We start from the raw sequence: 12680 nt of genomic DNA, 5'->3' as shown, positions 1-12680 counted from the left end.
CCTATATCCGCGTTCATTATATCCGGGCCTAATTACAAACCAATTACAAATTCCGACACGATTCGAGCCTGAAAATAAAAAAAGCCTGCCTATCGGCAGACGGATCATGCGTAAACGGTATAATTATGAAATATCCTCGGCAGCCAGCATTAACTCCTCATATTGGCAGATGTACGCCTCCCGCCGCAGAGCAGACCAGAGCCAATCCTCGCTCTCCAGATACTCGCCGCCGTAACAGCTCAGGGCCTGCTTCGCCGCCTCAGGGGAATTCGACGTTTTGAACCGCTGGTACGCCTCTTCAAACTGTCTGACATCCCAATCAACATCACTGACGGTCAGAGCGTATTTGCCGTTGCTGTACGCAAGAAGAATCCGTGATTTCCCGGCATCCTTCAGATTTTTGCGGAGCGCATGCAGACACACCTGGAGATACGTCTGGGCCCGCTCGGGCGAAGAATCCGGCCACAGATCATCGCACAGCTTGTATTTGGAAATCCACTTCCCTTCATGCTGCAAAAAATAAGCAAACAGCTCGCGCGCCCGGTTGCGGTTCCATTTCAGCACCTGATGGTCGACCGATATCTCGAATGATCCCAGGCAGCGAATCCGGCAGCTCGAAGGGGCGGGGGCGGGATTTGCCGCAAGCCGCTTCAAAAGCTTGTTCACCGTCTGCTCCAGCCGCTCGGGACGGATCGGCTTCAACAGATAATCAATGGCGTTCACCTCGAACGCCTGGGCAGCATAGTGATTATACGCAGTTACAAACACCACCTGCAGCTCCGGGTTCCGTGCGCTTAATTGCTCCGCCAGCTCAATCCCGTTCATGCCCGGCAGATCAATATCCAGAAACGCGCCGTCAGCCCTGTGCTGCTCCATACCTTCAAGCGCCTTGACGGGGTCTGTGTAAGTGGCGACGATTTCAACTTCATTGCAATTCTCAAGCATGATTTCGAGATCCTCCAGAATGGACGGCTCGTCATCGACCAGTATCACCCGCAGCATCTATTTGCTCCCCCCGGCTCCCATACCTTCACGGTGCATTCACAATTCATCCACAAATTATCACACCCGCACCTGATCCGTCAATCAATCGAAAGGGCTAAAACAGGCACCGCAAACTGTTATTTTTATAACGTCAAACAGCGGTGCACCCGTTATGGGGACACCGCTGTCCGGCTGTTCACTTCAATATTCGGGCCAGGCTACAGCTTCCAGATCCGGTACAGAATCGCCGCTGCTTCCGCACGCGAGAGTGTATCGCCCGGAGCAAGCTTGCCGTTCTTTCCGTTCACCACGCCGTACTTCAGCAGGGCGGACACGCTGTCCCTGGCATAGGCGGAGACCTGACCGGCATCGGAGTAGCCCTCTGCCGATACATTGCCCTGCGCCTCAATTCCTGCCGCCTTCAAAGCGCGCGCCGCAAGCACCATCATCTCCTGGCGGGAGATGGGGGCGGCCGGCTTGAAGGTATTGTCCGCGTAGCCGGTCACGATGCCGAGCTGCTTCGCGGCGGCCAGCTCTGTGCTGTAGGCAGCGCTGCCCAGGACATCGCTGAAGCCTGCACCTGCTTCAGCAGCAGCCTTCAGCTCCAGCACCTTCACCAGAGAGGCGGTGAAGTCTGCCCGGTTCACCTCGGCTCCCGGCATGAAGCTGTCTCCGGCCGGCAGGATGCCGCGCGCAGCCATGGCAGCGGCCGCTTGCTTGGCCCAGGACAGGCTGCCCAGATCAGTGGACGTCAGCGGCGCATAGGCCGCAGCAAATGTGCCAAATTCAGAGGTCTGGAACACCAGGGCCTCCTGCGCGGTATCATAACGGCTGTTCACCACCGCAGACAGCGCACCGCTGCCGCTCAGTGAACGGACCAGAAGGGATTCCTGGTTCTCCAGCTCTTCCGCTGAAGGCTGATAAGGAATAGCAACGGTCAGCTTGCCGGTACCAGTCAGGGACAGCTTCTGTCCGCCTGCGAGCAGGCTCAGCTCCACCACCGGACGGCTGCCGGTCTGCTGGAGGGCAGCGGCATTCAGCCCCTCGGCTGCTCCAGCCCGGATGCTGACATATTCAGCCGTTGCAGTAATCCCGGCGAACTGCTCACCCGGAATGGACAGCGTAGCCAGCCCATTGCGGAGGACAAGCAGATACTTCTCCTGGCTCTTCAGGGCTTGAAGCGGCAGTTGGACCTCATAGGAGGCAACGCCCGTCTGCTTCGGCAGCTCAACAACGATCTGCTTGCGTCCGTCTGCCGCCGGAGCCGCCTGCTTCAGGGCTTGCTGCAACTGCTCGCCCGTTACCGTGGCTTTGGCGGCTGTGCCTTCGGTCTTCACCTCTGGTCTGAGCGTAACCACACCCTCCTTGCTCTCTATCTGTGCAGGCTTAGGCGCAGGTGTGCTGCTGCTGTAGCTGGTGCCGCCGGAATCCGGTGTTGGCGTAGGTACCGGCGTTGGCTCCGGAGTCGGTGTTGGCGTCGGCTCTGTTGACGGCTCATCGCCGCCCTTGCCCTTAAGCGTCAGCACGCCGAAGACAGAGGTGTCCTGATAGCCGTTGCCGGTGGTATCATTCCAGGCGGCCACGCTTTGCCGGGCACCGCTCTTGGCGTCGTTGATCTGTGCGTCGAAGCCGATCTTGGCGCCGCCGGCCGGGGTAATCTTTTTGAACGGAATCTTCATTTCGATCGTATAGTTGGTTCCGTTAACCTTGGTGACCGACTCGAAGCCTGCACCGATGGCTGCCGGACTGAAGGAGGCTTCATTGTCATAATTGACCCGGTATTGTCCGTCATCCTCCTCATAGAAGGTTGTCCGGCCGAAATTCTCATCCACGAAAATCTCAACAGAGTCCTGCTCCCAGGCATTGGCGTTACTCTTGTCCAATTGGGCGTCATTCACCTGGATCAGCACATACAGATTCTGGTCATCCCACAGGGCACGTGCCTTTCCGCTGGCGCCCTGCCAGGCCATCTGATAACGGTTCACGGACATCTCCGGCGCTGAGGCCCAGAGTTCATCCGCTGTCCCGTCCAGCACAGGTGTGCCGTAGACCGCCTCCGACACGTTGGCCTCTGCCGTATCCGGCTTATGCTCGGCCATGAATTTTACCGGATCAATGACCGCATAATAAGCCGGCTTCGCCTGCAGATCCCTGTCGAACAGCAGCGGGCTTGACTCCGCTCTCCAGCTTGTGCGGTCATCCATGCCCCAGAAGGTCACCCGCGCGATATGGTCGGCATGGGCCTTGTAGAGATCCATCAGCTTCGCATACAGATAACCCTGGGCAATCCGTTCCTTCTCCGTCTGCTGATTTCCGCTGCCGGCCGTAATATCCAGCTCGGTAATGCTGACTTCTACACCAAGCGAGATGAACTTCTCCAGCGACAGCTTCACATTATCAGGGTTCGTATTGATATTGTAATGCGCCTGCATTCCTATGCCGTCTATCAGCATTTTCCCGGGATGGGTCAGCGCATATTTGTCATTCAGCTCCTTGACCATGCTGTAGATGGCCTGGGCCTTGTTCTGGTTATCATCATTGTAATCATTGTAATACAGCTTGATATCCCACTCGGGATGCTCATCCAGCACCTCTCTGGCTGCCAGGAAGGCCTGCTCCAGATAGTCCGGGCCGATCGCCTCATACCACGGAGCCTTGCGCAGCGCCGCTTGCCAGTTGTCCGGATTGGACGGATTATCATTCATCGCCTCGTTGACAACATCCCAGGAGATGACCCGGTCCCCGAAATGCTTCATGACCCCCCGGATGTGGCTGCGGAGGTTAGCCAGCGCTTCGTCACGCCCCAGCGGAACGCTGTTGCCTGCCGTATCCGTGGTTGTGTTCATCCAGGCAGGTGACTGCTGATGCCATACCAGCACATGCCCGTGCATCTTCATCCCTTCAGCCCGCACCTTGTCCACCATCGCGTCTGCCGCAGTGAAGGTGAAGTTGCCCTTGGTCGGCTGCAGCGCATCCGGCTTCATGGCATTGCCTGCGGTCGCAGCATTGTGATGCAGCTTCAGCAGATCCAGCCGCACGCCTTCCAGATCCTCCGCAGAGAGCGCGTTGCCGATCAGGAAGTCATTCTGGTAGACTGTTTTGATCGGCAGCAGGTCGCGCTGGATATCCACCGGTTCGCTGCCTGTATGCTCAAAGCTGATATCATCGATATAAAAGGAAGCGGTTGCATTATTGGAGCTCTCCACATAAATAGTCAGATATTCGCCGCCCACGCTGTTATAGCGGTAGGTGCCCTCGAATAGCACCCAGCCGTCAGCAGTGCTGATCGTCTTGGGGGACAGCGCCACATAGCTTGCACTGCTGTCCGTGCCTACCTGTGTCGAGAGCTGGAGCTGCGCACTGGACGGCTCAATCAGCTTCACCCAGGCCGAGACTTTATATTCGCTGCCCTTGTCCACATATTTCTCTACACGCAAGGAAGGACCGTGCCAGCTAGTGGTTCTGCCCTCCACCTTCAGGGAATAGGACCCGTCCGCCGTATGATTGGCTTCATTGGTTACGGTCAGCTTCTCCGTTCCGGCTCTCCCTGTGAAGCCGCCTTCCGTCCCGTCTTCAAAGGTTACCGTGCTGAACGGCAAAGCCGGTTCACGCACGGGCTCTTCCCCGCCTCCTGTCGTATCCTCTGTCGTAATCAGCAGGTCGCCAATGTAAAAGGGTACTGTGGCACCCTTATCATCTGACTGGATGCGCAGCTTCTGCTCTGCGTCCACCGTGAAGGTCCTGGTCAAGGTCACGGCTTGACCCGCATGATAATCGCTACCGGCGTAATTGCCGTAACCGTCCAGTGTCAGCATCACTGCCTGGGCGCCTTCCGGCACAGCTACGCTGCCATCCACATAGACCACCGCTGTCACGGTATAGGTGCTGCCCTTCTTCATCCCCATATCCGCGAGGTTGAAATCTGCCGCATCCCAGCTATCCTTCCGGTTGCTTACGTGCAGTGCTGCCCCGTCGCTATTTCCGTCAAAAACAACGCCCGTAACCGCCTCCAGCTTGGCGCCGCCCGACTGGACGGCCTTGCCTGCGCCGTTCGCGAAGGTCTCGTGATATACCGTGGTCTTTGCCTCCGCTGCCCCGGCCGCCGGAAGATACCCGCCTGCCGGAAGCAGCAGAATAGCCGCCAGCAGCACCAGAGAGACTTGCTTGATTATTCTCTTCATGCATTGCACTCCTCTGTATGAATTTTGGGTTCAATGAGTTAAGCGCTTACAGTTAATGTGGAAGCCTCCCCCTTCACCACCCAAATCGTAGCATACCGGCAAAAACGCGTCTTACCTGAAACTAAAGGTTGTGTCGAACTTTTTATAGGTGATTCTGTCTTACTGCACAGCAAAGAAGACCCCTGGATCAGGGGTCTTCGTGCCGGAAGCTTCTATATCAGCTTGTGTGCATACCACTTCGTGCCCCGGAAGCGCCAGAGGAATACCGCTCCGCGGACCGCCCATTCACAGTTCATCGCCAGCCATACGCCGAGCACGCCGTAGCCCAGCACAATCCCGAGAATATAGCCGAAGACAACCCGGAACAGCCACATCGTCAGCATGGAGGCGATTGAGGTGAAGCGGGAATCTCCCGCTGCCCGCAGCGCGGACGGCAGAATGAAGCTGAACGCCCACAGCGGAATCTGGGCAATCGCATTCACCAGCAGCACCACGAACAGATCACCGATAATCTCCTTAGGCGGCGAGAAAATCGACACCAGCGGATAGAACATCGGCATCAGGATCAGGGCGATCAGGACATAGGAGGCGGACCCGAGCCAGAGGAACGACTTGATGAACTTCCGGGCATCGGCCACATCCCCGCGTCCGATACACTGGCCGACTACGGTGACAATGGTCAGCGACATGGCACTGGCCGGAATCTGGAAGACCATCGCCAGAGACCCGGCAATCGCATTAGTGGCAATCGCATAGGTTCCCATGCTGACAATGAAGATCTGGGTCAGCAGCTTGCCCCCGTTGAAGAACATCTGCTCCGCCGCGAACGGCAGGCCGATGAACATAATTTTGCGCAGCATCTCGATCGGCACATGGAACAGGTCCTTGACGCGCACGCGCAGCACGGTATCCATCTTGAACAGGTACACCAGGGCGAAGATCAATCCCGAGTACCGGGCGATATTGACTGCAAGCGTCATGCCCAGCACGCCCATGTTCAGCAGATTAATGAAGACCACATTCAAGAGGACATACAGCAGGTTCATCATCAGCGACAGCATCAGCGAGGCCCGCGTCCGGCCCACACCGCGCAGTGCACCGCAGACAGCCTGGACTACGGCAATCCCCAGATAGGAGATACTGCTGCCGATCATATAGATCCGGGCATTATCCAGCACATCGGCGGAGGCCGTCCCGAACAGCAGATTCAGAATTGGCGTATGGAAGGCCATGAGCAGCAGCCCGATGCCCACTGCCATCAGCGACACTGAGGTAACGGAGCCGGCCGTGGCCTGGGAGACCATCCGGTCGTTGCCGCTGCCCTTATACTGCGCTACCACCACCGTCCCCCCGGTCGCAATCGCCACGAACACATTAACGAGGAAAATATTCAGTGAATCCACCATATTCACCGCACTGACCGCCGCCATCCCGGACGAGCTGATCATGGCGGTGTTGACCAGATTCAGCCCGATAATGAAGGCCTGGTCAATCAGAATCGGGATAAACAAAGCGATAATTTGCCGATAATCCATACTTTGCCCGGACAGATATTTCTCCAGCCATTTCCTGGCCGGTTGAGGCGCTTGAAGCTGCATACACGGATCACATTCTTTTCTGTAGAATAATTGCAGGCTTACTATACATTCCTTCCAGTTTACTACAGAATCGGTTTAAAGTCTGTGCAAAGAGTGAAATTCGTCCATATCACTGTTTAGAAGTTCTTGCTCCTAAGTAAAATCCCAGGTCCGGCCGACATATAGGATGAGACTATTTACTATCGGAAGGAGGAGCCCGCTTATGAATAACGAGATCGTCAAAAGTCTGATCCAGCAGGTTACGGAAGAAGTCTTATCCGAGAACCAGGCTGCCTTAGAGCAGAATGGGAACAACCAGGCCAGCATCCAATTAGCTGTACAGCTATCCGCCGTCACCACCATCAAAATCCTCGAAAAGCTGGAGCTGATCGATAAGGATTAACCGCACAGCCTGGCTTATGCTACATACCCGTAGGGCACACATCGATCGCCAAAACCCCGCAGGAAGAGAGTTCTCTCCTGCGGGGTTTTGGCGCGGCTATGGCACTATGGTATGGAATTCAGGTGCACTAATGCACCTCATTCGCTCGTTTCGCCAACTATTCACGAATTCTGGTGCACTAATGCACCTCGTTCTGGCGGCTCAGAGGGAATTATCCCTTTCATTTCCGCTCACTGCCCGCCTCCAGCTCCCGCCTAAGCTCAAGCGCTTCAATACCGGCCAGCAGCACAATGCCGATTCCGTGGGTATCGTTGAGCTGCCAGGTGAGCTGTTCCTTGTAATATAGCGGATTGAACGAATAGCCCGATCCCCGGCAGACGCCATAGACGTTCCCCTGATGGTCGATGCAGTACTCGGCCAGCGCCGTCCAGCCGCGCAGTGCTGCATCGGCATATGGATAAGGCTCCGGCAGCCAACCTCTGCGCACGCCGCGGGCCAAAGCATACACAAACATCGACGAGCAGGATGCCTCCGCATAGGATTCAGGATCAGTCAGAACCTGATGCCATAAGCCTGCGGCGTCCTGCAGCCGTAGATATCCTTCGCACAGCAGCCGGTAATAATCCAGCAGCTCTTCCCGCTGCGGATGCTGCTCCGGCAGTACCTCCAGCAGCTCAGTCAGCGAGAACAGTACCCAGCCGTTGCCTCGGCCCCAGGCTACACCATTAGGTTTACCGAATTTGTAGTCATACACATGATGCATAATGCCAAGCTCCGGCTGGAACAGGCGGTTACGGTAATACCGGAATTGAGATATTGCATCATCCAGATAAGCGGTATCTCCCGTCAGCAGATAATACCGGCTCAGGAACGGAGTGCTCATATAGAGATCATCGCACCACATCGTGCCCTGCATGAAGTCGGTGGTGCCCCGTGTACGGTAGAGCGCCCCCTCCGCATCGCGGGACTGCGTCTCATGAATATACCGGGCGATGTACGCCGCTGCTTCGGGCGCTCCTTGCAATGGCTGTCCGGCATGAGCGGCCAGCATCGCCGCACCGAAGGAGCCGCAGTCATCCAGTGAATCCATAAGCGCCAGCTGCTGGTTAATCCCCGGAGCACCGTAGCGGCTGCAGTCCCAGAGCGCATACGCATGAAGCCGGGTACACTGTTCAATATGTCCCCTGGCATAAGCGGAATAGTGGATCTCGCCCAGAGCCTGACCGGTACGCAGCAGGCCATAGAGGGTCACACCCAGCGGATAGTTCCAGCGTCCGTACAGTGTACTCTCCAGATATGGCCTGACTGCGCCGCCAGGGCGGTCCACCCGCCAAAAGCATTCCTCCGCCCCTTCCCCAAAGGGAATATCCATAGAAGCTGCATCCATAGGCAGTGGTGCCGCCGATTGCAGGAACGGGCCCAGGTATAGCCACGGTCCGGTCTGCCCTTCCACCGGATAGGGACTCACCAGAGCTGCCCCCGCCGCTTCCAGGCGGAAGCCCCAGCCGGGGCCGCCGCACACGGCCTCGACCAGCAGCTCATGGCTGCCGAAGCTCAGCGGCAGCACACACTCGGCACTCTCTTCGGGCTGGATGGCGGCAAGCCTGCCATCCACATAGACCTTGAGTGCCGCTACCTCCCGGCTGCGGAGAATCAGCCGGACGTCAGCTCCGCCCGGCGCACTCACCGCCAGCCGGCTCCAGGCCAACGCCGCCGCGCCGGGCACCGCCGCGCCGAGTGTGCGCGCGAGGTTCCCGCTCTGCGCCTGGGTATCCGGCCATCCGGCCGCCGGATACCAGGTACAGCGGGCCGCCAGCGCAGCTTCGGCGGCCTCTGCGGCTTCACCGCCCTCCCTGGCTTCGGCGGCCTCCCCAGCCTCCGGCAGCACCGCCCACCTGCGCTGCTGCGGTTCGCTGTAGATCCAGCCCTCACAGCCGCTCCGCTCCGCAGTCGGGGCCAGGAAATGCAGCGGCGCACCCTTCACACTCCCGGTGCCGAAGATCCCGCCGCAGCCGGTGCCTACGGCGGTGCATTCCAGCAGGAAGTGATTCCAGCCTGCCTTCAGCCCGGTACGAAAGAACGCCTTGCGGTCCGGGAACACATCATCGTTCAGATTGGACGCGAACACGGCAACGCCGCCCACATAGACCGTCACCGGGCCGAAGCAGCTGAGCGCGAGCGGGATTTCGCTGTCTGCATCGCTCCACAGCTTCCCCCAGGCATAGACAAATTCCCCGTCCTGCAAATCGGGCAGCCGCTGCTTCAGGTTCATCTCGTACCGGCAATCCGCCAGACGCGGGAAGCTATCCTCCAGATGCACACGGTAGACCGGAGGCTGCGGCGGATTCGCACCAATATAGCGGTTCGCAATGATGGCAAGTATTGCTTCCGTATGGTCTCCGGCTGTACGGACGATAGAAAGACGCGGATGAAAGTAGGAGGGAACTTCACCGCCCCCCATCACAACACCACCTCACCGCCAGGGTACAGGGTGGAGCTGTACAGCCGTTTAGGCTGGGGCAGCGGCTGTCCGGGGCGGACGGCTTGCAGCGGGAGCGGTTCACCGGCGTAGACGGCGGCAAGTTCATCTGTGTATACAATGACCTGCTCCGTTCCGCTGCCCAGCAGATCCCCGTGCACGGCGTAGCCCTGCTCGGCGAATTCGGCTACGATATTCATATGGCCGTCATAGAGGGCAGGAAGCACAGACTCTCCCCGGCGGTAGGCCAGAATATAGTCCGGTGCCTCCGGCGAGAACCGGCTGACGGCTTCGACAATGGTCAGCCAGCCGTCGGTGGTACGCTCTTCCTTCCATAGCTCCCGGCCGGATTGGTCCAGCAGGAACATGGCGTCCTTGCCCCGCAGACCCTTGCCGTCATCCTCGCGGACCAGACGGTCAAGGCCCGCAATCTGCAGGCCAGGCAGGTCGGGGCGGAACCGCCCGAGTGCCAGATGCTGCGACTCGACAGAGCCTTCGTACCGCCACAGCTCACGCCCGTTGCGGTCGTACATCACCGTCACACTGCCGCCGATGACCAGCTCCGGCAGTCCGTCTCCGTTGACATCGCCCACCCACAGGCAATCCGCGTGATCCTCCAGATCCTTGCAGCTCCATAGCAGCTTGCCCTCCGCGCTCAGCAGATCATATCCGGCCATCACCTCGTCGCGCCCGTCACCGTCCAGATCGTACACCCAGGGATAATGCCCTACATTGCCCTGACGGGTCCAGAGCAGCCGGAGGTCCCGGTCCAGCGCCCACAGCTGATGGTAGCGGTCTTTGAGAATGATGTCGGAAGGATAGTCCCCGCCTGACAGGTTGGCAATAATGATGCAGTCATGAGCCTCCTTCGCCGGCAGCGGATGAACCGCTTTGACTTTGCCCGTCGCCCCCTCCAGAATATGCAGCTGATCCTCCATCACACACAGCACCTCCAGCGCCCCGTCCCCATCGATATCGGCAATCTGCGCCGGATAATCCGAGCCTTGGCTGCCCGCACCCGGGTCCGGCTTCCCCGTCTGCCACAGCAGACGGCCGTCCAGATTATAGGCCGTCAGGCATTGCACCTGATGCGGAATATAACGGACATCCTGGCGGTTATCCGGCTGCACCAGCAGCAGCTCAGCCCGGCCGTCACCGTCCAGATCGCCGAGCAGCATTTTGCATCTTGGACCGGCGGCGGAGATATCCAGCCCGGCCAGCCGGTGCAGCTTTTGACTATGATCCGTATGATTCACAGTATTTCCTCCTTCACTCTATTCCTGTTCTGTATCAGCCCAGATCGACAGTCTGTCCCCCGGGCACCTCGACTACCGTACCGTCAACCTCCAGCCAGACAGCAGCCGCTCCCGGATTATAGACAAAGTCCCTTGCCGCCGAGAACAGCAGCCCCCGGCAGGCCTTCATGTAATGCACCAGCTCCAGATTGGTCGCATACCAGATGTCGCCGCGTCCGCCCGCCATGGCGCAGAAGCACTCCATCAGGTCCCAGTTGTTGTCATTGTCGAACTCGTAGCTATGTCCCCATACAACCATCAGGTACAGATACTGCCGCTTATGAAGCCCCACAAAAGCCTCCCCGTGAGCCAGCAGCTCCCGGTTATGATGACAGGTCGCCTGCCATTCCAGCCAGTCCTCCGGGAGAGCGAACCCGCCGGCAGACTGCACTGTGCGGGCATATTCAATGCCCAGATGCGGCAGCAGCGCCTTGATCTCCTGCGTATAGGAGCCGTTAGGGTAAGACATCCCGCGCACAGGCTGGCGGACCAGCCCTTCCAGCACCCTGCGGTCCTCCATAATCTCCTCCACGGCCAGCTCCTGCGGGCAGCGCGCCAGCGTCGGATGACTCCGCGTATGCACGCTGACCTCATGTCCGTGGTAGAGTCCTGCAACCTCATCCGCCCTGATGCGGTCCCCTTCGCCAAGCAGCCCGGAATTCAGATGGAAGTTGCCCTTGATTCCATATTGATTGAACAGGCCGACCAGCCGTTCATCCGCCCAGCCAGCATCCTCATGGAGCAAAGACAATCAGGTCGCTATATTCCGCTATCAGCGGAGCCATTTGCCGGAAGCCAAGTCTGCCTGCGCCGAGCAGCGGACCGAAGGACGAGCCGTCATCCACCCAGTGCAGCACCGGCAATTCATTGATGCTAAAGGTCACCGCAGCCCCCCGCTTCACCAACAGCATCCGGTAGGCCTCCGTCATATCGGCGGTATCCGGGAGCGGATCAGCGCCTTGAGCGACAAGGTGGAAGCCGTAGCTTTTGCGCAGATTACAGGTGTGAAAAGCCCGCTCCACCTCCCACATCCGGCGAAAATACGAGATATGATAGGCATCCATCTCCCCATGATGGTACTGGTCATATTCGCCCGTGCGGATCAGCAGGGACGGGTCGAACAGATCCTTGCCCCCGGCACCGGCAGCCGCGAAGAACAGAATGGCCAGCCCCGGCTCCCGCAGCGGACGGAAACGCCAGGATACAGCCAGCTCCGCCGGAAAAATCTCAGGACACCAGTAAACCACGTTCGCCTTCTGACCTTCCTCAGCCCCCCGGGTGCTCTCCAGCCGCAGCCGCCCCTGCGGAAACGAAACTGCACCATCGCCTTCCATCCGGAAGCCTTCCACCTGCGCGGGACCCTCCAGCGTATTGCGGTAGATCTCCCGCCAGCCCTCAGGAATTCCGGTTCTATCCTGTAGCGTAGTCATTGAACCACCTCACCTTTCCCAGCACCGGTATTATTGTCAGCTCTGACAGCGGCCCTAGCGCTAATCCCAGCTTCTGCACCAGTTCATGAACCAGCCTTATCAGCAATTCACGCACCATTCCCAGCACTTCCTCCATCTTTCACATTAGCTAAGCTACTAGTAGACCATCCGAATATAACAAGTGATTTCATTCCATAAATGGGGTAAGGGATGAAGCTGCGTTCGTAGCGAAGCAACAGGGATAAGTGTCTTCTGTACAACTAAAAACAGTGAAACAGGTGGACTTCCCCATCTAATTGTAGTCTGTGCAACTAAATTTGCCCGGATGGGC

General features: G+C 58.3%; 9 protein-coding genes. 1 reads left to right on the top strand and 8 read right to left on the bottom strand.

Going from position 1 to position 12680, the window contains the following annotated elements; translation table 11 throughout:
• Positions 1 to 123: 123 nt before the first annotated feature.
• From MHI24_RS24515 to MHI24_RS24505, 3 genes are all read right to left on the bottom strand, one after another.
• Complete coding sequence (locus tag MHI24_RS24515; protein ID WP_340022132.1) at positions 124 to 1002, bottom strand: response regulator; 879 nt, start codon at positions 1000 to 1002, stop codon at positions 124 to 126.
• Positions 1003 to 1202: 200 nt separating this feature from the next.
• Positions 1203 to 5165 carry an endo-1,4-beta-xylanase gene (locus MHI24_RS24510; protein ID WP_340022131.1) on the bottom strand — a complete coding sequence of 1321 codons (3963 nt, stop codon included), beginning with the start codon at positions 5163 to 5165 and terminating at the stop codon, positions 1203 to 1205.
• Positions 5166 to 5377: 212 nt separating this feature from the next.
• The gene (locus MHI24_RS24505; RefSeq protein ID WP_340022130.1) at positions 5378 to 6763 is read right to left on the bottom strand and encodes an MATE family efflux transporter; all 1386 of its coding nucleotides are present in this window, start codon (positions 6761 to 6763) and stop codon (positions 5378 to 5380) included.
• 202 nt (positions 6764 to 6965) lie between these two features.
• On the opposite strand from MHI24_RS24505, the gene MHI24_RS24500 reads away from it, so the two are divergent.
• Positions 6966 to 7145, top strand: a complete 180-nt coding sequence (locus tag MHI24_RS24500; RefSeq protein ID WP_340022129.1) for a hypothetical protein — start codon at positions 6966 to 6968, stop codon at positions 7143 to 7145.
• Positions 7146 to 7365: 220 nt separating this feature from the next.
• Here MHI24_RS24500 and MHI24_RS24495 read toward each other — a convergent pair whose 3' ends face one another.
• The 5 genes from MHI24_RS24495 to MHI24_RS24475 all read right to left on the bottom strand — a co-directional run bounded on the left by MHI24_RS24495 (position 7366) and on the right by MHI24_RS24475 (position 12467).
• Positions 7366 to 9606, bottom strand: a complete 2241-nt coding sequence (locus MHI24_RS24495; RefSeq protein ID WP_340022127.1) for a glycoside hydrolase family 88 protein — start codon at positions 9604 to 9606, stop codon at positions 7366 to 7368.
• A complete protein-coding gene (locus MHI24_RS24490) occupies positions 9606 to 10802 on the bottom strand; it encodes an FG-GAP-like repeat-containing protein (RefSeq protein WP_340026777.1) in 1197 nt (398 codons plus the stop codon). The genes MHI24_RS24495 and MHI24_RS24490 overlap by 1 nt, the downstream gene beginning before the upstream one ends.
• A 112-nt stretch (positions 10803 to 10914) precedes the next feature.
• A complete protein-coding gene (locus tag MHI24_RS24485; RefSeq protein WP_340022126.1) occupies positions 10915 to 11670 on the bottom strand; it encodes a polysaccharide deacetylase family protein in 756 nt (251 codons plus the stop codon).
• Entirely contained in the window at positions 11654 to 12349 is a 696-nt protein-coding gene (locus tag MHI24_RS24480; RefSeq protein WP_340022125.1) for a DUF1961 family protein, read from the bottom strand. The genes MHI24_RS24485 and MHI24_RS24480 overlap by 17 nt, the downstream gene beginning before the upstream one ends.
• On the bottom strand, positions 12330 to 12467 hold the full coding sequence (locus tag MHI24_RS24475) for a hypothetical protein (RefSeq protein WP_340022124.1): 138 nt from the start codon (positions 12465 to 12467) through the stop codon (positions 12330 to 12332). The genes MHI24_RS24480 and MHI24_RS24475 overlap by 20 nt, the downstream gene beginning before the upstream one ends.
• Positions 12468 to 12680: the final 213 nt, after the last annotated feature.

It is taken from the genome of Paenibacillus sp. FSL K6-1096 (assembly GCF_037977055.1).
Taxonomy (GTDB): domain Bacteria; phylum Bacillota; class Bacilli; order Paenibacillales; family Paenibacillaceae; genus Paenibacillus_AQ.
The sequence above is the reverse complement of the archived record's forward strand: the minus strand, read 5'-3'. Positions and strand labels throughout refer to the sequence as shown.